Below are 21,973 nucleotides of genomic sequence, written 5' to 3' on the forward strand. Positions count from 1 at the left end.
CGTGTGCGATCCGCAGTCGCATGGCTGTCAAGGTCTGCGCAGAGCGGACGCACGTGTATGGCACCGGCGTAGCAATGGCAGGGCAAGACGGGTGAGTATCGTGTTCGCGCGTTAGTGACATCGAACGCGTTCCGGTTGTCCTTCAGTGTGAACCGACAAGCATACGATGTTCACTGCGATTCGCGCCCGTGCGCGCGAATGAGAACGCGGGCGAAATTCCGTGTGAATCGAGGAAACCTCTGGTGCGGGCAGAAAAAATATTTTTTGTTCCGCCATATTCCTCTGCATTCCGATGTATTCCGTCCTCATCGAAAACTACATGAAACGGGTGTTGACGGCGCGTAAACGCGTGCGCAAGATGCAGTGAAGGTCGTGCGTCGGAGTGAGTCATGTCGGTTGCTAGGAGTTTCACGCGAGGGCAGTGGGAAGCACTCGGACGCAGGCTGGATGCGCTACCGGAAAAAGCGAGAGACGAGCAACCAGTCAAGGTGGGAGACGGCGTCGAATCCATACGGACACAGATCGTGGCGGCGCGTGAGAAGGGATATACGTTGCATGAACTAATAGAACAGGCCGCGCAGGAAGGCATCGACGTGAATCTCAATTCCCTGAGATATGCGATGCGCCGCGCGGACGGAAAGGGAAGAATTCGACCGGGCAGACGGGACGCGGTACGAGAGCAGGTGACGGCGCCTGCTCGGGGAAGGAAGTCAGCGCGAGCCGATGCTCCACGCGATAACCCGCAACGCACTGGACTGCAGCAGAAGGGGGACAAGGGGGTCATCAAGCCGGGGCAACAGGTACAGGGCTTCCTCGGGTTTCCGATCAGCCCGGATACCGAGAACTTGTAGAGGTCTCGCATGGCAACGGAAAATCCCCCCATCTACATGGTCGGTGGCGGCAAGGGCGGTGTCGGCAAGAGCTTCGTGACGCTGGCGCTGGTCGATTACCTCCGATGGACGGATGTCAATGTCGTGCTGGTGGAGACAGACACGTCCAATCCCGATGTCATGAAAGCGGTCCACGACGAAATCGAATGCGGGTCATGTGATCTGGACGACGCCAGCGGCTGGATCGACTTCGTCAATTTTTGCGATATGCACCGGGACGCGACCGTTGTCGTCAACACAGCAGCGCGAAGCCAGACGGGTGTCGCGCAGTACGGCGGGACGCTCGCCAGCACGCTCGATGAGCTGGCCCGGCGTCTCGTCGTGTTGTGGGTCATCAACCGGCAGCGCGATAGCCTCGAATTGCTTCTGAAGTTCGGTGCGACGTTCCCGAATGCGGTCACGCATGTCGTGCGCAACGGCTATTTCGGGCCACCGGAAAAATTCACCCTGTATCGGGACTCGCAATTGCGCAAGGCCGTCGAGGCACAAGGCCAGTCGCTGGATTTTCCCGATCTTGCGGATCGCGTCGCGGACGAACTGCGTAGCCAGCGCCTGTCGGTACACAGGGCGGCGGAAACGATGCATATGGGTGAACGGGCGGAACTGCTGCGCTGGCGCGCAGTGTGCAGCACGATGTTCGCCAAGGTGACGGCTCATGCGTAACAGGCGGGCGAGATCGCCTGATGCGCTCGCCCGACTGTTTTTCGAGGTCACGGGTGAATTGCCCGATGATGCCAGTCTCCTGCGAATGCGGCGGGTTTCCGGTGCGCTGAGCTTGCGGGACAACGACGCGCTGTGGTCGATGATCGTCGTGCTCGAATACTACGCTCGGCTTTACGAGGCAATGCCCGACCGTATCCGCAGGGCCGGGGACGGCAGTTTCGAGGCAGTGCGTCAGGAAGCCGAGGAGGCGACCGATGCCTTGATGCGCCAGCATCGCGACGCGCTCGCGCGCTGCAAGGCGACGATCCAGTTGGCCGAGGGCATGATCCGGGAACACGAAGCGAGGTATCAGGTTGCGCTTGCGGTGCTCAATGAGGGATCGATAGCCGCGCTCGCGAACGGGATGGCGAACCGGGTCGCGAAGATTGCCGGTAACCGCCTTGTCGGTGCAGCGGCGGTGGCGGCGCGGGACCAGCGGGAGCGGATGGACGAGGCGGCGAGCCTGTTTGAGCGGGCGATAGCGGAAGCCTTGAAACGGGTGCAGACGGGTATCGAAGTGACTGAACGGCGTTTGATTCGGGCGCTGAGCCGCTTATTGGTCGTCGCGGCTGGTCTGCTTGTGATGTTGGTCGCTGCCGCATTTTGGGTGGGCGAACACGCCCGATAAACGGTATTCCCCACCTGCGCGCGAGCACAGGCGGGGAGTGGGCCATCACGCGATGTGTTGCAGCGTTTCGGCATTCGCTATGCTGGCGGCGGTTGGGAAGGGCCACGCCGGGCGGTGTTCGTTCGCCGGCGCAGTGTCAGCTGCAGCGCTAGCTTCCTGCGCGTCGGCTTCGTCTGCACTGGCTACCTGCGGGTTTTCCGCTTCATCTTCGTCAGCCTCATCGTCCAAATCGTTCATCACGCCGAGGGCACGGATTGGCGGAATTTCCCGATCGGTGAGGATTTCCGGGAGCCATGCGGCCTTTGCCAGCCGCAGTTCGGCAGCGGCGGCGGCATCGCCCTTTTTCATCTTGCTGAAGTCGAGGGCAATCTTGGGAGAAACTGCCTGCATGGCTACGTCCACGATTCGAGCCTTGCTGACGTGGTTGAAATACGAGGCGCGGGTCGGCGTCCAGTATCGAGTCATGTCGAGTTGCAGCGCGTTGGTCAGAGCATTGATGGCGTGCGGGCCTTCCGTACCGGTCGCACCGTCGAGCAGGGTGCCGGTGCAGAAGGCGAGCAGGTCGAACAGCGTCGTGCCGGGATCCTGCTCGATCAGCCACGGCAGCAAGTCGGCCTGATTTCGGGGGAGGGCCGCGAGCCACTGTTGGCGCTGCGCGTCGATGATGCCCCATGCGGTGCTGTCGGACAGATCGTCGGCGGCCTTCAGCAGCGCATCGTGGTTGCTGGTGGCATTGAGTTCCAGATAGTCCCGGCTTGGCCCGACACCGTACCGCTCGGGGAAGGCGATCGGCGCGAGCCGGAACAGCAGCGCGGCGAGGGCGACGGACGGTTGCGTGATCAGTTCCGCGTGAATGGCGGCGGTGCGGTGGGCACTCAGGCGCTGGCAGAGCTTCGCGCTGTGAACCGGCTTGGGCTTCCGGGTCGCCTCCTTGGGTGTGGCGACGGCCTGCTCGATTGTCGCAGTACCCGCGCCGCGCCCGGCATCGCTGTCACGGCGTACCAGCCCGCGCTCGATGATCAGGTTGCCTTGCGGGTCGAGGATGACGAGCGCACCGGCTTCTGCCATCTGTTGTGCGTCCCATGCTTGCGTGCGTATTTCAAGCGCCTGAATCGAGGCGGTGACTGCGTTCAGTTCGACCTCGATCCGTTCGCCTTCCTCATAGGCGTTTTCATCGTCCTCCGAAAGTGCGTCGTACTGTTCCGTGAGTTCATCTTGTCGCGCCGTCAGGGCATCCATTTCCCGCTGCTCGTCCTCGGTATATGGGCGGTCGAGCGGATCGAGCCTGCCGTAGTGGTTCAGTTCGAGCGCGTCTCGTTCGATGCGTGTTTCGGTCCAGTTCCACCCTTCGGCACGGACTTTCTCGGCCACGGCTTCGAGTTTTTCGCCCGCGAGTCGCTGCAACAGTTCCGCGTCGGCGATGAATCCGGCGTTTTCAACGTCGCTGAAAAGGTCGCGTCGGACATACCCGCCCGCCGCCTCGTAAGAAGTGAGGCCGACGAAGTGCACCAGACGGCTGCAGCTCGCATCAATTTCGGCCCGCGTGATCGCCTGACGGAGATATTGCGGGGCACGCTGCCAGTCGTTCGGCGCATCGAACCAGACGCGCTCCTGCGTTTCATGGTCGTCGGCCAATGCGAGCGCGGCCAACTGGTCAAGGGTAATGCCGTCTTCGCGCAGCAGGGCGAGCAGCTTGGGCGACACGTTCGCGAGTTTCATGCGCCGTTTGACCGTGAGAGGCGAAGCGGAAAACAGCGCAGCGATGTAATCGACGCTGCGGCCTTCTTCGGCCAGCATCCGGTACGAGCGCAGCACGTCGAACGGGTCGAGTCCTTCACGCTCGCTGTTCTCGATCAGTGAAATCGCGAGGGCTTCGCCTTCGCTGACGATCCGCACGGGCACCGGATAGTCGGCGGCGATGTGCTTCTGCTCGAATAGCAGGTCAAGCGCGGCTTCGCGGCGCTGGCCCGCGCAGACACCATACCGGAGTTGCTTGCCGCGTGATCCCTTCATTTCGTGGACAACGAGATTTTGCAGCAGGCCCTTCGCACGGATATTGGCGGCGAGGCCGGGAATGCCGGAAAGGGTTTTTGTGCGCGCGTTGAGCGGCGAGCGCCGCAGGCTGGAATACGGCACGGTCACGATGGGCTGCTCGTTGCCGAAGCTAGTTTCGAGCAAGGAAGCTGCATCGGCGGTGCCCACGTCGGTGGTTTCGGTTTGCATGATTGACTCCCGAGGATTGAGAAGAAAGGTCCGGGTCGCGTCTTTTCCGAAACCTGTCAGGACAAGACCTGGATAGGAGTCCTGAAAGGAATGGTTGGAATAGGGCGACGCGACATCGCCCTATGGCGCTTACGCCTTCATTTGGCGCATGGCGTCGGCCAGCATCCAGAGGGCACGATTGAGCTTCACGTTCTGGTCGATACCGGTGATGGGGCGTGTGGACATCGCGCGCCCGGTACGCGAGCGGCCATGCAGCCCGCCTTTGGTGAGGTTTTCCTGCACGCGGTTAAACACCGTCCAGAGGTCGTCGCGGCGATCCTCGAAACGGCGCGGAGCGAGCAACTGGCTTTCAGTGATCGGGGCCGGTGCCTCGGCATCGGTCGGGTCGTAGCGCAGCGCGAGCGCGGAGCGGGCGAGCGCGTGCTGTTCGTCGCGGTCGAGCGTCACGTCGCGCATACCTTCTTTTTGTTCGCGAATCAGGTCGAAGTCGTCGAGCACGTCGAACGCGCCATTAATGACGTTCTGAACGATGTTCCCTTTGTGCGGCACGCGAATATCGGCAATGTTGTCGCCCGCCACCATGCCGTTCTGGCAGACAAAGCGCAGCACGCCAGCGAGCATCTGGTAGCTGCTCGTGCCATCGTGCGAGTTCAGCAGCACGATTTCGTTGGCTTCGTCGCCGTTGATCTGATCCGTGTGGCGAAGGCGAAGCATGTGCTTCGTGTATTCGCGCTTGCCCTGATCGCGCACGCGGGTCTGGCAGATCATGAACGGCTGGAAGCCTTCGTTGCGCAGACCTCGAAGCACGTCGATGGTGGGAATGTAGGTGTAGCGTTCCGAACGGCTTTCGTGCTTGCCGTCCGCGAAGATGGACGGGGCAACGCGGCGAATCTGGTCGTCCGACAGGGGCGAGTCGGCACGCAGCATCGGGGAGCCGTAACGGAAAGAAGAGGCGAGTTGCATGACTATCTCCACAGCAAAAAGGTTGAAGGACGGGCCGTGGGATGGCCTTGCCGCTTACGCGGGAACCCCTTCCCGGTGGAACTCGGGGTTGGCCTTTGCTTTTGCCTGACACCCTGTTTCCTGCCCGTGCGACCCAAGGAGCCGGGGGCGGGGCGGTGTCAAGGAAAGAGGCGAGGGATGGTGCGGGCAACACGGTCCCTCGCCCCTTGATGCCGCCCCGCCCTCGGCTACGGTCGCGGGACAGGGCAGGAAACAGGGTGTCAGGCGGATGCCAAGGCGCGAGTTCGACGGTAAAGAATTCCGAAGCACTGGTTATTCACAGTTTTTGCAGGCAACGCTGTGAATAACTGCCAGGGCAGGAATGTGAGTGATTGAGAGGTATCGGATTTCGCTTTGGACCTTGCGGTAGACACGAAACGAGTCAGGATTCGGGCATTCGATGGATCTTAGGTAGCTCTCGCTCAGGAACCACAGAGGTGTCAGGAGGAAGCCATTCCGTATACTGTTGGCGACGTAAGGACAAAGGGGCGGGTATGGCGCTTCAGTGGATCGAGTATCTGAAGCAGAGCGGCTGGATGGATCTGCTGAAAGTTGGCGGTGTCGACCGCGCCCACGTACCTGCCTCTAACCGCGCCGGGAAAGATCGACTTGAAAATACCGAGATAGGCGTCGCTGACCGGCCGACCAAGCAACATGGCTCGCACGAGGCTATGGGTGAGAAAGATGTACGCGCCGTCATTTTTCATAAAGGGCGCCCAGATCGATTAATGTGGTGACTCCATCTAAAATCAATTTCTTATCGGTGGTCGTTAGTGCTCGGCTACCTGCAATCTCATTAATAAAATCCTCCGCGCGTAGCCCCGTGTGCAATCTCCGAGAGATCGTCAAAATATCGACTGCTACCCCTGACAGACCGAAATAACTATTCTTTGTCTCGCTATAGAAGATCGTCTCACCATCAAGTAAAACGCATTCGAGCGAATAGTTCGGATAAAGCAATTTCGCGTCTTGTTCTGTCGAGTGCTTGTGTGACATGCATGCCCACTATGAGAGCATTCGCGAGGCACGCGCCCAGCCGATACTTGGGCGCGTGCCTCGTATCATCGTGTGATTCAGCGCGCTACTGTTACATACCTTTCACGCCGCGCCCGTAGAGTCCATCGCCTGGAATAGATTTCTTGGACAGAATGACGGCAAGAAACGAGCCATAGGCGACGACTTTGGTGGGTTGAATCGAGACAGCATTCATTTCACTCTCCTTCAGTAAGGAAGAATTTGCGAAAACAACTGTTCTTGATGTTGCACTTCAGGTGTTGCGGTTGAAATGCAATCGTAAGTATATAGATGGGATAGAGAAAGTAAACAATTTATTTCGGTGTGCTATATTTGAGATAATTCCTCGCGAGATATGTCACTATTTTCTGGGGATGGATGGAGATAATAGGCATGGGGAATGAATCTATTGCCGTTCCAGCGTCAGTCGCCGCGACGCAAGATTAATGATTGCAGGTCGAACGACCAAACCTGGCTTCATTTTTCGATCACCGTGGTGTCGTCAAGTCGATCGATCAAGCGTAGATCGTGCGTCGCGTATCTGTCGTATAGTCGACGCAAATCGGGCGGCAGCGCGTTGGAGAGTTCGCGATTTAGTGCGCATGCCGGGAATGTAGCTCTCGCCGCGTTTGTCGATGCCTTGCCGGCGCGCCGCTCGCCCAACGTGGTTGCGCGATGCGGGCGGGCAGCTATCGCCGGAGGCTGTCGGTGGGTTTGACGTCGCGGATTTCGCGGCGGGTCGACCGGAATGACGACGGACCTCGTCGCGTTGCTTGGGATTGCCTTCGGTTTACGTTTTCGGGCTTGGACGATCATTGGCCATCAGCTGGCCGGACCTGCACAGGTTGGCATCGCGACTGCCTCAGTTCGAGCGCTGCGAACGATGGGTGGATTGATCGGTGTTGCGGTGACCGGCGGGCTAATCTCGTTGACTCATCGGGCGGCCGCGTCAAGCGGTGCGCCGACGCTGGATGGAAGCGGCGGTTTGGCGAATGCGATTCGCTTTGGACACGTCGCGGTGTATATGTCCTCGGCGGCCACATTGCTGATCAGCTCGCGGGTCTCCACGGTATCGTTCAATGTGGCCAATCGTGGATCACGGTAGTCGCGTGCGCGGCATGTCTGCCGCTGAGGGAATGCCCATGACGTTGTCGCATTGGTCAGCCCGCCCGCCACGCATCTGTGCGAAGCGGCAAGCGCTTCTCGGCATGCAGCGAGTGATGCGGGTCGCAGTTGAACTGGCGCGAAGCAAGGGTACGAGGAGACTCGCAACGATGGAAGTCAAACCCTGGCGAGGCTTCTCGCCCGACAGTTGGAGTCGGCTGCCTTCCGCCATTCCGCCGCGATGCCCGTCATGCAGCGACCGACCATGAAAAAGGCCCGCGCTACGCGGGCCTCGTGCAATCAGCAATTGCCTTTCTTCGCCTGTCCGGGCGGGCAGAACCCGTTCCCCGGCCCGCCCTGCGGTGCCACGACGACCGGCGGCCCCGGCACGTATGCGACGCATCCGCTGAGCGCGCCGACCACGCTCGCCGCGGCGAGCAATGCGATAACCCCTTTCTTCACTTCGTTCTCCCGTTTATTGAGGAAAGGGCCGTGAGGCCCTTTCGATGATGCTGCAGATGCGTCAGAAGCTGAAATTGACGTTCGACTGGCTGGTCGTCGCGTTGACGTTCGTCGATTGCGTTGCGCCCGACGCTGCGTCCGCTTCGATCGTGTATTGTGCCGCGGCGGTCGGCGACGCGGCCAGCGCGACCGGCAGCGAGCCCGAGTACGTGCCGACGATCGGCGCGGCCGTGGGCACGTTGAGCGCATACGTACCCGTATCCAGGTTCGCGTTGATCGACGTGATCTCGTACGCATTCGCATCGACGGTCTGCAACGCGCGCACGAACGCATTGGCGCTTGCCGTCACCGTGCCGCTGACCGTGCTCATCGTCGATGCCGGCAGCGTGATCGGGGCAGTCGACGCCGACACGGCCGTGGTCGTGTTCACCACGACCGGGACCGAGCGGACGATGCCGGACGCGAAGTTGTTCTGCACGATCACGACGTCGTAGTTGCCTTGCGTCGAGCTCTGGATCAGCGGCGACAGCACGAATTTCCCGGTGTTGTCGGCAACCGTGCCGCGGACCACCTTGCCGCCTTGTTCCGCATACACGGTCGCGCCGGCTTCGGCCGAGGCGACATAGCCGGAGATCGCGCCGCTCACGACGGTCGGGATCGCGGTGACGACCGGCTTCAGCGCATACGTGCCGTTGCCGCGCTGGACGATCGACTTGCACGCGTTGAAGTCGAGCACGAGGTCGACGAGCGTGTTCGGTTGGACCGTGAAAGGCTGGATGATCTTGTAACCGCTTTGCGTTGCGCTCGGCGTCGCGAGCGCCTGTTCCGTGCCGCCCGTCGGGACGACCGAGTTCGCGAGGGTATTGCCCTGGTTCGGCGCGAGAACGAGGCGGATCTGCTGATACTGGCCGGCCGGCAAGGCGGTCTGGCCGATATCGGCGAGCACGCCGTTGGTCAGCGACAGCAGGTCGATCTTCTGCGGTGTCGCCAGCGTGATGGTCGACCAGCCGGCATCGTTATCGGAAGCATTCCCATTCGCATTGACGCGAACCTGAGAAACGGTCACGAATACGTGATCGAAGCCGCATGACGGTGCATCGGTCATCGCGACGTGCAGCGTGCCGGTTTGCGGGCTGCCGCCATCGTCGCCGCCGCCGCATCCTGCGAGCGCGAACGGCACCGCTGCCACGCATAGTGCGGCCTTCCAGAATGTGTTGTTCATTGTTTTGTCCCCCTTCGAGGTTATTGTGCGTGCAACGAAGCATAGCCGCGGGGAACGCCCACAGTATGAGCAGCTTTGAAACGAACCGTAAATTCTGCGTCGGAGCGTAAGAACCGCTGCCCGTCGATCGATATTCGCGACGCAATGGCAGGCAATAAGGCTCACAGCGAGGGAATCCTGTCCGGATCGATCGAGCAGGGCATGAGTCGCCGGGACACGGCATGTTCGCGATCGGCAAAAACTTGATCGGTGAAAGCACTAAATCCGCCCTGATTATTTCGCCGCTATAGTCGAATCACGAATGGTAGATGCGAGCGCCATGCGCCGCCGCCATTCAGGCAAAGACTGTAGACGGGTGCTGTATGAAAAACACAATCGAAAAGACCACCGGACCGGTGTGGGGTGTGGCGGCAGGCGTGTTTCTGGCTGCCGCAGGGCTGAGTCTCGGCATCTTCCCGAAATCGCTGAATAGCACGGGAACCGCAAACGACTTCCTGGCGTCCGGCGTTGCGATGCTCGGTATCTTCCTCGCCGTCTATTCCACACACGAACTACGACGAAAGCGCCTGCACTGAGCGCCGGCACGCGCGCTCCGCAAAACGCCGCAAAGATGATGCCGGGCCGATCGACGGCTCAGGAATGCGCGCGTCCTTTTGCCTGACCCGTATCGACCAGCAGATCGTCGACGAGGATTTCGCCGGCCGCGCGGCCTGCGCGCAACGCATTGCGGGTGTTGCGGAACAGGTGGCCGCCGTCGTCGGCGAGGCGAATCGGTCCGAGCAGGCGCGGCGCGCTGCCGGCCGAGCGTACCTGCACGACCGCGACGAACCCGAACCGCAGCTGGGCGGGCGGCGCGTCGTCGCGCGATTCGTCGAGCCGGAATTCGCAGCGGATATCGATCGTGTACCCGCGGTAGGTGTACGCACTGTTCATCTGCAGCTCGCTCGGAAGGGAACGCGGTGATGGACCGTGGGCGCATCATATCGGCTCGCGCGAGCCGGCGGGGGTGGGGTGTCTACCTACTCGAGGATTTCGTGCTCGTAGACGAGCTCGACGATGCGTTTCGTCGGGATGCTCGCGCGCAGTTCGTCGACGTTGTCGATGCGAAACCACTTGCACTTCTCGATCTCGTTGCTCGCCTGGGCCGTGTGCTCCGGGCCGACTTGGGCGAAGAACACGTGATGCACCTTCGCGAGCCCCGTGAACTGCATCGAATAGACGAGGTCCTGGCCGGTGATGCCGGTCTCTTCCTGCAGCTCCCGATGCGCGGCTTCGAGCGGCGTTTCGCCGCGCTTGATCGTGCCGCCGGGCAGTGCCCAGCGCGACGATGCGCGCGCGACGAGCAGGACCTGCCGTTCGCGGTAGCAGACGACGGTCGCGCGTTCCTTGACGGGGACCGCACTGGCTTCCGGCGCATTCGTGGAGATGGGGGCTTGAGGCATGAACCGATTCTAGCGAGAGTCGGGCGCCCGGCCAAGCCGGGCTCGTCGAGCGCGACGCGGCCCGTCGGCCGGACCGCGTCGTCATGGAGTCCGTAGCGTTACTTCTGTTCCGGCAAGAACCAGTTCATCACGAGCGCGCAGATGCCGCCCGTCGCGACACCCGACTCCAGTACGTTCTTCAGTGCATGCGGCAGGCTGTTCAGAATGTCCGGCACTTGCGACACGCCGAGGCCGAGTGCGAGCGACACCGCGATGATCAGCAGCGCGCGGCGATCGAGCTGGACGCCGGACAGGATGTTGATGCCCGATGCGGCCACCGCGCCGAACATCACCATTGCCGCACCGCCGAGCACGGGCTCCGGCACGGCCTGCAGCGCGCCCGCGACGACCGGGAACAGGCCGAGCACCACGAGCATGCCCGCGATCCAGATGCCGACGTAGCGGCTCGCGACGCCGGTGATCTGGATCACGCCGTTGTTCTGCGCGAACACGGAGCTCGGGAACGTGTTGAAGACGCCGGCCAGCAGCGAGTTCGCGCCGTTCACGAGCACGCCGCCCTTGATCCGCCGCATCCACACCGGCCCTTCGACCGGCTCCTTCGAGATCTTGCTGGTGGCGGTGACGTCGCCGATCGCTTCGAGCGACGTGACGAGGTAGATGATCAGCATCGGCACGAACAGCGACCATGAGAAGCCGATGCCGAAATGCAGCGGCGTCGGGACCTGGAACAGCGCGGCCTGGTGCACGCCGGTGAAATCGAGGCGGCCGAGCACGGCAGCCGCGGCGTAGCCGATCACGAGCGCGATCACGAGTGCGGTGCTGCGCACCCACACGATCGGCACGCGATTCAGCAGGATGATGGTGCCGAGCACGAGGCACGACAGCGTCAGGTTCTGGGCGCTCGCGAACGTGCCGTTGGCCATCGCGCCGTAGCCGCCGCCCATGCTGATGAGGCCGACCTTGATCAGCGTGAGGCCGATCAGCAGCACGACGATGCCGGTGACGAGCGGCGTGATCAGGCGCTTCACGAACGGCAGGATGCGCGACACGCCCATCTCGACGAACGAACCGGCGATCACGACGCCGAAGATCGCGGCCATCACGGTCTCGACCGGCGTGCCTTGCTTGACCATCACGCTGCCGCCGGCGATCAGCGGGCCGACGAAGTTGAAGCTGGTGCCCTGCACGATCAGGAGGCCGGCGCCGAGCGGGCCGAAGCGCTTGCACTGCACGAAGGTCGCGATGCCGGAAATCACCAGCGACATCGACACGATAAGGGTCGTATCCCGACTCGATACGCCGAGCGCCTGGCAGATCAGCAGGCCGGGCGTGACGATCGGCACGATGATCGCCAGCAGGTGCTGCAGCGCGGCGACGAAGGCGACCATCGGCGCGGGCCGGTCGTCGGGACCGTAGACGAGGTCGTGCGACAGGTCTGCATCGTCGGCGCCGTGGGCGGCGGATCGGGCGGGGGAAGCGGGTTGCATGGCGAGCGGGCCGGACAAGGTGGAAAGTGCGGCATTTTAGCCGAAGGGCCCACCGGCGCCGCCCGGGGGGCGATGCAATAGCCGGAATTCGGAATTCTGCTCGCCGCGCTGCAGGAGCGTATCGCCGGGCCGGTCCATGCGATCCGCGCCGCGTTGCCGCTGATGCCCGCGACCGGCTCGATCGTGCTCACCGGCGGACAGCTGGCGGACGCGTCGGTCGCGCCGACGAAGTCGGCGGAGCGATCGCGTTCCTGCTGGGCAACGGCTTCATGAATGCCGAAATCCTGCATGTCGACGGGGGCGGCCGGCTGGTGTGACGCGCGGGCATTCGACGGCCCTGCCGTGAACCCTTCGCGCGAAGCGTGCCGTCGCATGCATGACGCGTGCGCGGCGCAAGCGGCACCGATTCAATACAATGCGACGACGAGGCGTCGGCACCGTGTCGGGCCGCCGACTGCCGCCCTCGACGAGCGACCGCGCATGGTCGAATGACGGCCCGTCATGACGGGCCGCTGGCGAATACGGAGCGCAGCATGAACGAACCTTACCTGCAGGTCATCGCCCATTTCTTCGCGAAACCCGGCAACGGCGACCGCGTGATCGAATTGCTCGCGGAACTCGCGCCGGCCACGCGGGCCGAGCCGAAGAACCTCGACTATGCGTACTTCCGGTCGCCGGTCGATCCCGACCATATCGTGATCCTCGAGCGTTACCGCGATGCCGACGGCCTCGACGTGCATCGGGAAACGCCGCATTTCCAGCGGCTCGGTGTCGGCGCGATCATTCCGTTGCTCGATCGCCGCGACGTGACGCAGTACATGGTGCAGCCGGACACCGGCACGGCGACGCCACCGGGAGGCACCCGATGAACCCGTTTCAATTCCGTACCGTGCCGACGCAGATCGTCGAATTCGGCGCCGCGCGCCGGCTCGGCGCGCTGTTGCGCGAACGCTTTCCGGCGCTCGCGCGGCTGTGCGTCGTCACCGACGCGTTCCTGCATCGCAGCGGCGTGCTCGCGCCCGCGCTGGAGAGCCTCGCCGCGCACGGCTGGCAGGTGACCGTGATCGACGACGTGATCGCCGATCCGCCCGAGCACGTCGTGCTCGAGGCGACCGCGCGGGCGGTGGCGGCCGATGCCGAGATCGTGCTCGGCCTCGGCGGCGGTTCGTCGATGGACGTCGCGAAGCTGATCGCGGTGCTCGCGCCGGGGCGGCAGGCGCTGGCCGACATGTACGGCGTCGACAAGGTTGCCACGTCCCGGCTGCCGCTCGTGCAGATGCCGACCACGGCCGGCACCGGCTCCGAAGTGACGGCCGTGTCGATCGTCACGGTCGGCGAGGCGCGCAAGATGGGCGTCGTGTCGCCGCAGCTGTTCGCGGACGTCGCGATCCTCGACGCCGAGCTGACGCTCGGGCTGCCGCGCGCGGCAACCGCCGCGACGGGCATCGACGCGATGGTGCACGCGATCGAGGCCTATACGTCGTCGCGGCTGAAGAATCCGGTGTCCGACATGCTGGCCGTGCACGCATTGACGCTGCTGTCGCGCAACCTGCTGAAGGCCTGCGACGACGGCAACGATCGCCGCGCGCGCGAAGCGATGCTGGTCGGCGCGATGTTCGCCGGCCAGGCATTCGCGAACGCGCCGGTCGCGGCCGTGCATGCGTTGGCCTATCCGGTCGGCGGCATGTTCCACGTGCCGCACGGGCTGTCGAACGCGCTCGTGCTGCCGCACGTGCTGCGCTTCAATGCGCAGGCTGCCGCGCCGCTGTATGCGGAACTCGCGGCGATCGTCGCGCCGTCGGCCGCGGGGAGCGACGACGCGAGGACGCAGGCGCTGATCGACGAGATCGATCGCCTGATCGTCGCGACGGGCATTCCGCGCACGCTGCGCGAGGTCGGCATCGGCGAGGGCGACCTGCCGAGGATGGCGTCGGACGCGATGCTGCAGACGCGCCTGCTCGTGAACAATCCGCGCGAGGTGACGGAAGCCGACGCGCTGGCGATCTATCGGCAGGCGTGGTGATGCGGCGCGCGTGACTGCGTGACTGCGTGGCGGCTGCACGGGCAACGACGCGACGGCGCCGGCAAACGCGTGGCCGCATGGAATCGAATCGGATCGAATCGGATCGAATCGACGGACGGTTTCGAGGCGAGGCTTCAGTTGTCCGGAAAGCAGACGGTACCGCTCGGGCGGGTATGCGCGCTCAGGGTTTGCTTCCGTCCAAAAGCGCCGGAATCTCCTTCTTCAGCAGATCGACGACGACCCGCACGCGCGGCGGCAGCGGCCGTTGCGCCTGGACCAGCGCGTTGAGCGCGGATGCGGGGATCGTGTATTGCGGCAGAATCTCGACGAGCCTGCCGTGCGCGAGCGCATGGGCGCAGGCCGGCGCCTGCACGACGCCGATGCCGCCGCCGGCCAGGATCGTGTCGAACATCGGGCGCCAGTGGCTCGTCGTCATCACCGTCTGGATCCGCGCGTATTCGAGCGTCTTGTCTTCACTCCGCAGCGGCAACTGCTCGTTCGCGAAGATGCCCTTGACGCGGATGAACGGGTGGTTCGCCAGATCGGCCTTCGTGTCGATCGGGCCGTGGCGGTCGAGATAGGCGGGCGCGGCCACGAGCACGCGGTCGACCTGGCCGAGCGGATGCGCGACGAATCCGCCGTCGCCGAGCTGGCCGAGGCGGATCGAGATGTCGACGCCTTCCGTGACCGGATCGACGATGTTGTCGTTCAGCACCAGGTCGATGTGCAGTTGCGGATACGCGGTGCGGATATGCATCAGCGCCTGCGGAATCACGACCTCGCCGAAGCATTGCGGCGCGGCGAGCCGGATCGTGCCGCCGAGCGTGTTTTCCGTTTTCGAAACCGCTGCGATCGACGCTTCGGCCGCTTCGAGCAGCGCCTTGCTGCGTTCGTAGAAAATGCGGCCTTCGTCGGTGCATGTGAGCGTACGCGCACTGCGCATCAGCAGACGTGTGCCGAGACGTTTTTCGAGCTTGTCGATGCGCTCGCTGACGGCCGGTTGGCCCATGTCCAGATCCCGTGCCGCGCCCGACATCGTGCCGCGCTCGACGACCCTGACGTAGATGCGCATCGTCGCCAGCAAATCCATGAAATCACGCCCCTTGTCCGGTTCGGGTGATACCGAGCGGTGATGGTACCAAAGCAGGACCGGTACCGAAGGTGCGCGACGAGCCGATACTCGGTATCGGTACGAAGGCACGCGCCAGACAAAGGCCGTGAGATCATCGACGCCGTGAGCGAAAATCCGGCTCATGCGATCGACGGGAGCCGACATGACACAACGGGACGAAGCGGCGCGCACGCGCTGCGTCGCATGGCAGATCGCGCAGACCTGGCAGGCGGCCGAATGGTGCCGGCTCGCCGAGACGCGTGCGGGCATCGACCTGTCGGGAGCAGTGGCGGGCGCGCTCGACGGCACGCCGTTTCGCGTCGACTATGCGATCGTATGCGGCGCCGACTGGCTGACGCGCTCGGTGCGCGTGACATACTGGCTCGGCGCAGCGCCGCCCCGGCAACTCGCGATCGAATGCGACGCGGGGCACTGGACGATCGACGGTGACGCAGCGCCGGCCCTCGCGGGCGCGACCGACATCGATCTCGGCTTCAGTCCGTCGACCAATACGCTGCCGATCCGGCGTCTCGGGCTGGCGGTCGGCGCATCGGCCGTCATTCGTACCGCGTGGCTGCGTTTTCCGTCGTTCGAGATCGTGCGCGGCGAGCAGCGCTATGCGCGCACGGCGGAGCACGTGTACCGCTACGAGAGCGGCGCGTATGCGGCCGATATCGCGGTCGACGACGCGGGTCTCGTCACCGATTACGACGAATGGCGGCGGATCGGCGCGACGCGTTCGCCGTAACGCGTCGCGGCAGCGGTGCGTCAGCGCGCGTTGGCGACGGTCACCTTGCCGGGAATCAGCTTCAGCGTGCTGAACGCGTCGGCGATGCCCTGCTGGTACGCCAGCGTCGCATCGGTGACGGGCTGCACGCCGTAGCCGGCACGCTTGAGCGCGACTTCGAGCGTCGGCGCATCGAGGCCGACGAGCGGCGACAGTTGCGCGGCGACTTCCGGAACATGGTCGCGCCCCCAGCGATCGACCGCGTCGACTTCCTCGAGCAGCGTGCGCAGCACCTGCGGCTGCGCGGCCGCATACTTGCGGGCGGCGAGGTAGTACTGCGTGTTGCGCACGAGCCCGTCGCCGTCCGCGATCACGCGTGCGCCGAGCTGCCGTTCGGCCGCGGCCAGGTACGGATCCCAGATCACCCACGCGTCGACGTTGCGCTGCACGAACGCGGCGCGCGCGTCGGCGGGCGTCAGGTAGATCGGCTGGATGTCGGCATACGTGAGGCCCGCATGCTCCAGCGCCTTCACGAGCAGGTAGTGGACGTTCGAACCCTTGTTGAACGCGACCTTCTTGCCGCGCAGCTGCGCGACGGTGCGGATCGGCGAATCGGGCAGCACGACGATCGCCTCGCCGTGCGGCGCGGGCGGTTCGTTGCCGATATAGACGAAATCGACGCCCGCGGCCTGCGCGAAGATCGGCGGCGTTTCGCCGACCGTGCCGACGTCGATCGCGCCGGCGTTCAGCCCCTCGAGCAATTGCGGACCGGCCGGGAATTCGAGCCACTGGACCGCCACGCCCTGGCTTGCGAGCCGCTTCTCGAGCGTGCCGCGCGCCTTGAGTATGACGAAGTTGCCGTATTTCTGGAAACCGATGCGCAGCCGCTTGTCGCTGCCCTGAGCCAGTGCAGGCATGCCCGCGAGCGGGCCGAGCGCGAGCCCGGCCAGTCCGGCGGCCGCGCCGTGCAGCCACTGGCGGCGGCGCGGGTTTGCCGGGGTCGTTTCAAGATCTGCGTGCGGTAGGTCGTTCATCGAGGCGTCCTGCTGGCGGGTTCACGGGTCGCGCGGGCTGTCGGCGCGACCGGCACGGGACGCAGCCGGATGCGGTCGATGCGCGCGGCCGGCCGCGCCCGCGCCGGATGGACGACGATACGGCCGCGCGGGCTGGCGGCCAACCAACGAATCCGCATATGCAAATCAGCGGGCGGACAATACGTGAACGCCGGCGCGGCGCCGCGCTCAATCGGTGCCGAGCGGGCTTTCCTCGATCGCGTCGACGCGATCCGGATAGAACGCGAGGTGCGCGCGGATCGATTCGACGGCCGGGTTCGGATGCTCGTACGTCCACACCGCGTTGGTCGAGCGTGCGCCGCCGGCGGGAATCGAGTAGTACGCGCAATCGCCCTTGTACGGGCAGTACGTCGCATGGTCGGTGCGTTGCAGCAGCGCCATGTCGGCATCCTCGCGCGGAACGTACAGCACGGCCGGATAGCTGGCTTCGCGCAGCGCGAGCGCACGGCGCGTATCGGCGACGATCTTGCCGGCCACCTTGACCACGACGCGCGACGGGTGCGGTTCGATCGTGATCGGATGATCGGGGCCCGGCGACTTCACGGGACGAGAGGGCGTAGCGGGGTTGAGCGACATCGTGGGTCCTCCAGGAAGGGGCGGCGCGCCGGCAGGCACGCCGCGCCGGAACGCGTGCGCCGGGCGTATCCCCGCGCACCGCTGCCGGCGTTGACCAACCGATACGATGCGCCCATTCCGGAGAACCTGCAGGGGGCCGGAAGGATGGACCGCGAACGGCGTCGATGCGCGACGCGGGGCGGGCCGCTGCAGCGGCATTCGCACGCATGTCCACGGTGCTCGCGCGGACGTTTCCATGCGGTGGCAGCGGGATGCATCCGCGGCGATAAGCAACGCGGAATTAATTGGTAAGCGATCGGCGGGCGGCGCGCGAAGATCGGCGGTCGTCATTCGCATGACAGTCCTTCCCTGACCGCCACCATGAAGATTCCATTCGTTTCATCGGCCGCGCATCGTGCGCGGCACACCTCCGTTGCCGTTGCAGTGCTGCGCGGCGTGGCCGCATCGCTGCTGCTCGCCGGCACGGTCACGCACGCGTTCGCGGCGCCGGCCGGCAAGACGCTCGTGTACTGCACCGAAGGCAGCCCGGCCGGCTTCGATCCGGGCCAGCACACGACCAGCACCGATTTCGACGCGAGCACGTACACGGTCTACAACGGGCTCGTGCAGTTCAAGCGCGGCACGCTCGATCTCGTGCCGTCGCTCGCAACGAGCTGGGACGTGTCGCCCGACCAGCGCGTCTACACGTTCCACCTGCGGCGCGGCGTGAAGTTCCAGACGACCGCGTGGTTCACGCCGACGCGTCCGTTCCAGGCGGACGACGTCGTGTTCACGTTCCGCCGGATGCTCGATCCCGACGATCCGTTCCGCAAGGCCTACCCGGTCAGTTTCCCGTACTTCAGCGATCTCGGGTTCGACCGCAACATCGAGCGCATCGAAAAGCTCGACGACGATACGGTGCGCTTCGTGCTGAAGCAGCCCGACGTCGTGTTCGTGCGCAATCTCGCGATGGCGTTCGCGTCGATCCTGTCGGCCGAATATGCGTCGCAGTTGACGGCGCGCCATCGCGAAGCCGACATCAACCAGCTCCCGGTCGGCACGGGGCCGTTCCAGCTGCGCGCGTACCAGAAGGACGCCGTGATCCGCTACGACGCGAATCCCGACTACTGGAAGCCGGACGACGTGAAGCTCGCGCATCTCGTGTTCGCGATCACGCCCGATCCGGCCGCGCGCCTGCAGAAGCTCACGGCCGGCGAGTGCCAGGTGTCGGTGTTCCCGCGGCCGGCCGATCTCGAAACGGTGCGGCGGGATCCGAAGCTGACGCTGTTTTCGGGGACGGGCTTCAACGTCGGCTTCGTCGCGTACAACACGCAGCATCCGCCGCTCGATCGCGTCGACGTGCGGCGCGCGCTCGACATCGCGATCGACAAGACGGCGATCATCAAGACCGTGTTCAACGGCGATGCGACGATCGCGACGAACCCGATGCCGCCCGCGCAATGGTCGTACAACCCGCGCCTGAAGGATGCGCCGCGCGATCCTGCCGCCGCGAAGGCGCTGCTCGCGCAGGCGGGATTCCCGAACGGCTTCGACCTGACGCTGTGGGCGATGCCGGTGCAGCGCCCGTACAACCCGAACGCGCAGCTGATGGCGCAACTGATCCAGCAGGACTGGGCGAAGATCGGCGTGCGCGCGAAGATCGTCAGCTACGAGTGGGGCGAATACAATCGCCGCGCGAAACGCGACGGGCAGCACGACGCGATCCTGTACGGCTGGTCGGGCGACAACGGCGACCCCGACAACTGGCTCGGCACGCTGCTCGGCTGCGAGGCGGTGCACGGCAGCAATCTCGCGAAGTGGTGCAACGCGGATTTCGAGCGGCTCGTCAGCGCGGCGCGCACGAACTCGGACGTCGCGAAACGCACGTCGCTCTACGAGCAGGCACAGGTCGTCTTCAAGGATCAGGTGCCGTTCACGCCGATCGCGACGTCGATCGTGTCGCTGCCGATCTCGAAGCGCGTGCACGGGCTGACGTTCTCGCCGCTCGGCGGGCACCGGTTCGACGGCGTGTGGCTGGATTGAGGCGGGGAAGCCGGCGCGGATGCGCCGGCTGTCGACACGGCGGTCAGTTCAGCGCGACCGCGGCCGCTGCCTCGACCGGCGAGCCCTCGAGCGCGACGGACGCCCGGCCGTCGGGGCCGACCGGCACGTCGCCGATGAGCGTCGTGCGGTAGAGCTGGCGATCGAAGTCGAGATCGAAGATGTCGACCGGCGCGAGATGCGCGGTCGCGCGGTTGTCCCAGAACGCGATGCTGCGCGGCTCCCACTTGAAGCGGATCGTGAATTCCGGCCGCGTCACGTGTTCCCACAGCAGTTCGAGCAGGGCCTGGCTCTCGCGCGGCGTGAGCCCGACGATCGACTTCAGGAAACTCGGGCTCACGTACAGCGCGCGTTCGCCGGTCTCCGGATGCACGCGCACCAGCGGATGCTCGGTCACGAGCGGGCGGCGCTCGACGGCTTCGTCGAATGCGCCGGTCGCGCGCGCACCGGGCGGCGGCGTGAAGCGATGGATGCCGCGCAAGCCGTCGACGAAGCCGCGCAGCGGTGCGGACAGCGTTTCATAGGCGCGCACGAGGTTGGTCCAGTGCGTGTCACCGCCGTACGGCGGAATCGTCACGCCGCGCAGGATCGACGCCCACGGCGGATTGACGGCGGCCGTCACGTCGGTGTGCCAGCCCGTCCACGGCCGGCGTACCGGCTCGCCTTCGAAGCGCGTCGCCTTGCGATGCTTCGCGATCGAATAGACGGCCGGATGACCGTCGACGTGGCCGAACACCGGATGGCCGACGGTCGGCTCGCCGAACTGCGCGGAGAACGCGACATGCTGCTCGTGCGTGAGGAACTGCTCGCGGAAGAAGATCACGCGCCATTTCAGCAGTGCGGCGCGAATCGCGGCGATCTGCGGCGTGGTCAGCGGCTGGGTGAGGTCGATGCCGCGGATCTCCGCGCCGATGTGGGCGGACAGCGGGATCACGTCGACCGGCTCGGCGGCGGGTACGGGTAGGGCGCTCATGCGACGCTCCTGGCGGAAGTGAACGGGGCGGACGGACGGCGACATCGTTGCGCATGCAAGCGTCGGCCCGGTGGCGGGAAGGTCATGGTCGGATCCTCCGGTCGGGAAGGCGGGAATGCAGGGTGGCGCCGGCACGGTGGCGACCGAAGCCGCCACCGTGCGGGGAACGTCATTGCAGCGTCGCGCCGGGCCCCTTCAGCACGACGCTGCGGCGGCCGTCGATGCCGACCGGCACGTCGCCGTGAACGGTCGCGCGACGCACGACGCGGCGTGCATCGCCGTAGTCGTTGATCGCGTAGTGCTGCGTCGCGCGGTTGTCCCAGATCGCGACGTCGCCTTGCTGCCAGTTCCAGCGCACGGTGTTCTCGAGGCGTGTCACGTGTTCGTGCAGCACCTGCAGCAGATGGGCGGAATCCTGCGACGACAGCCCCTTGATCTTCTGCACGAAGTGTCCGAGCACGAGCGTGCGCTCGCCGGTCTCCGGATGCACGCGCACGACCGGATGTTCGGTTTCGTAGACGGTCGACGTGAATACTTCGCGGTAGCGCTTCAGTTGCGTGTCGTCGGCATGCACGTGCGTCGACGCGTAGTCGTACGCGTTCGTGTGCACTGCCCACAGCGTGTCGGCGAGCGCGCGCAGCGACTCGGGAAGATGCGTGTATGCGGCCGCCGTGTTGGCCCACACGGTGTCGCCGCCGAATGGCGGAATCACGACCGCGCGCAGGATCGACACCTTCGGGTACGCGTCGACGAACGTCACGTCGGTGTGCCACGAATTGGCGCGCGCGCCGTGCGCGGAATCGAGTTCGAGCAGGTGCGCGCTGCCGTCGACGGAGGGCACGGTCGGGTGGGCGACCGTCTCGCCGAAGCGGCGCGCGAAGGCTTCCTGCGCGGTGTCGTCGAGATGGCCCTGGTTGCGGAAGAACAGCACCTTGTGGCGCAGCAGCGCGGCCTGGATCGCGTCGAACGTCGCGTCGTCGAGCGTGCCCGACAGCCGGACACCGGCGATTTCGGCGCCGATCCGGCCGGCGACCTGGCGAAGCTGAAGCGGGACGGCGGCCGTGCGCGGCGCGGCGGCGTGCGAAGCATGCGATGACGGGTGAGCGGCGTGCTGGACTTCGGACATCGGGAGTCTCCTGGGTCGGGTCGATCGAGTCTCCATTCAAGCAGGGACCGCGCGGAACCGGAACCGATGAATCGTCACAACCTTAGTGCGCGCCGTGATGATCGATATGTGTCGGCATGCTGAGCGTTTCGGGCACGGCATCGGGCCC

General features: G+C 64.9%; 22 protein-coding genes. 10 read left to right on the top strand and 12 right to left on the bottom strand.

Annotated features, from left to right (window positions below):
- Positions 1–860 precede the first annotated feature (860 nt).
- Together DID98_RS09045 and DID98_RS09050 are read left to right on the top strand one after the other, a co-directional pair.
- Entirely contained in the window at positions 861–1,553 is a 693-nt protein-coding gene (locus DID98_RS09045) for a protein mobD (protein WP_124570608.1), read from the top strand.
- Positions 1,546–2,220, top strand: a complete 675-nt coding sequence (locus DID98_RS09050) for a hypothetical protein (protein WP_124570609.1) — start codon at positions 1,546–1,548, stop codon at positions 2,218–2,220. The genes DID98_RS09045 and DID98_RS09050 overlap by 8 nt, the downstream gene beginning before the upstream one ends.
- A gap of 45 nt (positions 2,221–2,265) precedes the next feature.
- Here DID98_RS09050 and DID98_RS09055 read toward each other — a convergent pair whose 3' ends face one another.
- Both DID98_RS09055 and DID98_RS09060 read right to left on the bottom strand, forming a co-directional pair.
- Entirely contained in the window at positions 2,266–4,443 is a 2,178-nt protein-coding gene (locus tag DID98_RS09055; RefSeq protein ID WP_124570610.1) for a ParB/RepB/Spo0J family partition protein, read from the bottom strand.
- Between the two features lie 129 nt (positions 4,444–4,572).
- Positions 4,573–5,406, bottom strand: coding sequence for a DUF932 domain-containing protein (locus DID98_RS09060; RefSeq protein WP_124570611.1), 834 nt, complete (start codon positions 5,404–5,406; stop codon positions 4,573–4,575).
- Positions 5,407–5,939: 533 nt separating this feature from the next.
- Between DID98_RS09060 and DID98_RS09065 the strand changes: the two genes are divergently transcribed.
- A complete protein-coding gene (locus DID98_RS09065) occupies positions 5,940–6,182 on the top strand; it encodes a hypothetical protein (protein ID WP_124570612.1) in 243 nt (80 codons plus the stop codon).
- A 350-nt stretch (positions 6,183–6,532) separates the two neighbouring features.
- Here the strand turns inward: DID98_RS09065 and DID98_RS36190 are convergent, their stop codons facing one another.
- Positions 6,533–6,655 carry a hypothetical protein gene (locus DID98_RS36190; RefSeq protein ID WP_260426306.1) on the bottom strand — a complete coding sequence of 41 codons (123 nt, stop codon included), beginning with the start codon at positions 6,653–6,655 and terminating at the stop codon, positions 6,533–6,535.
- 552 nt (positions 6,656–7,207) lie between these two features.
- Here DID98_RS36190 and DID98_RS09070 point away from each other — a divergent pair.
- Together DID98_RS09070 and DID98_RS35770 are read left to right on the top strand one after the other, a co-directional pair.
- Positions 7,208–7,564 carry a hypothetical protein gene (locus DID98_RS09070; RefSeq protein ID WP_124524151.1) on the top strand — a complete coding sequence of 119 codons (357 nt, stop codon included), beginning with the start codon at positions 7,208–7,210 and terminating at the stop codon, positions 7,562–7,564.
- Between the two features lie 264 nt (positions 7,565–7,828).
- A complete protein-coding gene (locus DID98_RS35770; RefSeq protein ID WP_185500376.1) occupies positions 7,829–8,059 on the top strand; it encodes a hypothetical protein in 231 nt (76 codons plus the stop codon).
- 27 nt (positions 8,060–8,086) lie between these two features.
- Here DID98_RS35770 and DID98_RS09080 read toward each other — a convergent pair whose 3' ends face one another.
- On the bottom strand, positions 8,087–9,247 hold the full coding sequence (locus DID98_RS09080; protein WP_124524152.1) for a DUF4382 domain-containing protein: 1,161 nt from the start codon (positions 9,245–9,247) through the stop codon (positions 8,087–8,089).
- 362 nt (positions 9,248–9,609) lie between these two features.
- Here DID98_RS09080 and DID98_RS09085 point away from each other — a divergent pair, with 362 nt between their 5' ends.
- Entirely contained in the window at positions 9,610–9,822 is a 213-nt protein-coding gene (locus DID98_RS09085; protein WP_044843850.1) for a hypothetical protein, read from the top strand.
- A gap of 58 nt (positions 9,823–9,880) precedes the next feature.
- Here DID98_RS09085 and DID98_RS09090 read toward each other — a convergent pair whose 3' ends face one another.
- The 3 genes from DID98_RS09090 to DID98_RS09100 all read right to left on the bottom strand — a co-directional run bounded on the left by DID98_RS09090 (position 9,881) and on the right by DID98_RS09100 (position 12,176).
- Positions 9,881–10,180 (bottom strand): hydrogenase maturation factor, encoded by a 300-nt coding sequence (locus DID98_RS09090; protein ID WP_124488380.1) that lies wholly within the window; start codon positions 10,178–10,180, stop codon positions 9,881–9,883.
- 86 nt (positions 10,181–10,266) lie between these two features.
- Positions 10,267–10,689, bottom strand: coding sequence for an NUDIX hydrolase (locus DID98_RS09095; protein WP_124524153.1), 423 nt, complete (start codon positions 10,687–10,689; stop codon positions 10,267–10,269).
- Positions 10,690–10,787: 98 nt separating this feature from the next.
- Complete coding sequence (locus tag DID98_RS09100; protein WP_124521178.1) at positions 10,788–12,176, bottom strand: nucleobase:cation symporter-2 family protein; 1,389 nt, start codon at positions 12,174–12,176, stop codon at positions 10,788–10,790.
- A gap of 533 nt (positions 12,177–12,709) precedes the next feature.
- Here DID98_RS09100 and DID98_RS09115 point away from each other — a divergent pair.
- Complete coding sequence (locus DID98_RS09115) at positions 12,710–13,045, top strand: putative quinol monooxygenase (RefSeq protein ID WP_124488383.1); 336 nt, start codon at positions 12,710–12,712, stop codon at positions 13,043–13,045.
- A complete protein-coding gene (locus DID98_RS09120) occupies positions 13,042–14,199 on the top strand; it encodes an iron-containing alcohol dehydrogenase (protein WP_124521176.1) in 1,158 nt (385 codons plus the stop codon). Before DID98_RS09115 ends, DID98_RS09120 begins: the two co-directional genes overlap by 4 nt.
- A gap of 181 nt (positions 14,200–14,380) precedes the next feature.
- On the opposite strand, the gene DID98_RS09125 is transcribed toward DID98_RS09120, so the two are convergent.
- Positions 14,381–15,289: a LysR family transcriptional regulator gene (locus tag DID98_RS09125; protein WP_124524154.1), complete on the bottom strand. Its 909-nt coding sequence runs from the start codon at positions 15,287–15,289 to the stop codon at positions 14,381–14,383.
- A gap of 184 nt (positions 15,290–15,473) precedes the next feature.
- On the opposite strand from DID98_RS09125, the gene DID98_RS09130 reads away from it, so the two are divergent.
- Positions 15,474–16,058, top strand: a complete 585-nt coding sequence (locus tag DID98_RS09130) for a putative glycolipid-binding domain-containing protein (protein WP_124521172.1) — start codon at positions 15,474–15,476, stop codon at positions 16,056–16,058.
- A 20-nt stretch (positions 16,059–16,078) separates the two neighbouring features.
- Here DID98_RS09130 and DID98_RS09135 read toward each other — a convergent pair whose 3' ends face one another.
- Together DID98_RS09135 and DID98_RS09140 are read right to left on the bottom strand one after the other, a co-directional pair.
- Positions 16,079–17,071: a sulfonate ABC transporter substrate-binding protein gene (locus DID98_RS09135; RefSeq protein WP_124488387.1), complete on the bottom strand. Its 993-nt coding sequence runs from the start codon at positions 17,069–17,071 to the stop codon at positions 16,079–16,081.
- 207 nt (positions 17,072–17,278) lie between these two features.
- The gene (locus tag DID98_RS09140) at positions 17,279–17,686 is read right to left on the bottom strand and encodes a DUF427 domain-containing protein (RefSeq protein WP_124488388.1); all 408 of its coding nucleotides are present in this window, start codon (positions 17,684–17,686) and stop codon (positions 17,279–17,281) included.
- Between the two features lie 360 nt (positions 17,687–18,046).
- Here DID98_RS09140 and DID98_RS09145 point away from each other — a divergent pair, with 360 nt between their 5' ends.
- Complete coding sequence (locus DID98_RS09145) at positions 18,047–19,708, top strand: ABC transporter substrate-binding protein (RefSeq protein ID WP_124521170.1); 1,662 nt, start codon at positions 18,047–18,049, stop codon at positions 19,706–19,708.
- A gap of 43 nt (positions 19,709–19,751) precedes the next feature.
- Here DID98_RS09145 and DID98_RS09150 read toward each other — a convergent pair whose 3' ends face one another.
- Both DID98_RS09150 and DID98_RS09155 read right to left on the bottom strand, forming a co-directional pair.
- Positions 19,752–20,699, bottom strand: coding sequence for a TauD/TfdA family dioxygenase (locus DID98_RS09150; RefSeq protein ID WP_124521168.1), 948 nt, complete (start codon positions 20,697–20,699; stop codon positions 19,752–19,754).
- 169 nt (positions 20,700–20,868) lie between these two features.
- Positions 20,869–21,825, bottom strand: a complete 957-nt coding sequence (locus tag DID98_RS09155) for a TauD/TfdA family dioxygenase (RefSeq protein ID WP_044843861.1) — start codon at positions 21,823–21,825, stop codon at positions 20,869–20,871.
- Positions 21,826–21,973: the final 148 nt, after the last annotated feature.

Source organism: Burkholderia sp. Bp8984 (assembly GCF_003853755.1).
Taxonomy (GTDB): Bacteria; Pseudomonadota; Gammaproteobacteria; order Burkholderiales; family Burkholderiaceae; genus Burkholderia.

What these genes read in the sequence shown, in the direction of transcription:
- DID98_RS09045 (WP_124570608.1), top strand. Translation starts at nt 861, where the DNA reads ATGGCAACGGAAAATCCCCCCATCTACATGGTCGGTGGCGGCAAGGGC.
- DID98_RS09050 (WP_124570609.1), top strand. Translation starts at nt 1,546, where the DNA reads ATGCGTAACAGGCGGGCGAGATCGCCTGATGCGCTCGCCCGACTGTTT.
- DID98_RS09055 (WP_124570610.1), bottom strand. Translation starts at nt 4,443, where the DNA reads ATGCAAACCGAAACCACCGACGTGGGCACCGCCGATGCAGCTTCCTTG.
- DID98_RS09060 (WP_124570611.1), bottom strand. Translation starts at nt 5,406, where the DNA reads ATGCAACTCGCCTCTTCTTTCCGTTACGGCTCCCCGATGCTGCGTGCC.
- DID98_RS09065 (WP_124570612.1), top strand. Translation starts at nt 5,940, where the DNA reads ATGGCGCTTCAGTGGATCGAGTATCTGAAGCAGAGCGGCTGGATGGAT.
- DID98_RS36190 (WP_260426306.1), bottom strand. Translation starts at nt 6,655, where the DNA reads ATGAATGCTGTCTCGATTCAACCCACCAAAGTCGTCGCCTATGGCTCG.
- DID98_RS09070 (WP_124524151.1), top strand. Translation starts at nt 7,208, where the DNA reads ATGACGACGGACCTCGTCGCGTTGCTTGGGATTGCCTTCGGTTTACGT.
- DID98_RS35770 (WP_185500376.1), top strand. Translation starts at nt 7,829, where the DNA reads ATGAAAAAGGCCCGCGCTACGCGGGCCTCGTGCAATCAGCAATTGCCT.
- DID98_RS09080 (WP_124524152.1), bottom strand. Translation starts at nt 9,247, where the DNA reads ATGAACAACACATTCTGGAAGGCCGCACTATGCGTGGCAGCGGTGCCG.
- DID98_RS09085 (WP_044843850.1), top strand. Translation starts at nt 9,610, where the DNA reads ATGAAAAACACAATCGAAAAGACCACCGGACCGGTGTGGGGTGTGGCG.
- DID98_RS09090 (WP_124488380.1), bottom strand. Translation starts at nt 10,180, where the DNA reads ATGAACAGTGCGTACACCTACCGCGGGTACACGATCGATATCCGCTGC.
- DID98_RS09095 (WP_124524153.1), bottom strand. Translation starts at nt 10,689, where the DNA reads ATGCCTCAAGCCCCCATCTCCACGAATGCGCCGGAAGCCAGTGCGGTC.
- DID98_RS09100 (WP_124521178.1), bottom strand. Translation starts at nt 12,176, where the DNA reads ATGCAACCCGCTTCCCCCGCCCGATCCGCCGCCCACGGCGCCGACGAT.
- DID98_RS09115 (WP_124488383.1), top strand. Translation starts at nt 12,710, where the DNA reads ATGAACGAACCTTACCTGCAGGTCATCGCCCATTTCTTCGCGAAACCC.
- DID98_RS09120 (WP_124521176.1), top strand. Translation starts at nt 13,042, where the DNA reads ATGAACCCGTTTCAATTCCGTACCGTGCCGACGCAGATCGTCGAATTC.
- DID98_RS09125 (WP_124524154.1), bottom strand. Translation starts at nt 15,289, where the DNA reads ATGGATTTGCTGGCGACGATGCGCATCTACGTCAGGGTCGTCGAGCGC.
- DID98_RS09130 (WP_124521172.1), top strand. Translation starts at nt 15,474, where the DNA reads ATGACACAACGGGACGAAGCGGCGCGCACGCGCTGCGTCGCATGGCAG.
- DID98_RS09135 (WP_124488387.1), bottom strand. Translation starts at nt 17,071, where the DNA reads ATGAACGACCTACCGCACGCAGATCTTGAAACGACCCCGGCAAACCCG.
- DID98_RS09140 (WP_124488388.1), bottom strand. Translation starts at nt 17,686, where the DNA reads ATGTCGCTCAACCCCGCTACGCCCTCTCGTCCCGTGAAGTCGCCGGGC.
- DID98_RS09145 (WP_124521170.1), top strand. Translation starts at nt 18,047, where the DNA reads ATGAAGATTCCATTCGTTTCATCGGCCGCGCATCGTGCGCGGCACACC.
- DID98_RS09150 (WP_124521168.1), bottom strand. Translation starts at nt 20,699, where the DNA reads ATGAGCGCCCTACCCGTACCCGCCGCCGAGCCGGTCGACGTGATCCCG.
- DID98_RS09155 (WP_044843861.1), bottom strand. Translation starts at nt 21,825, where the DNA reads ATGTCCGAAGTCCAGCACGCCGCTCACCCGTCATCGCATGCTTCGCAC.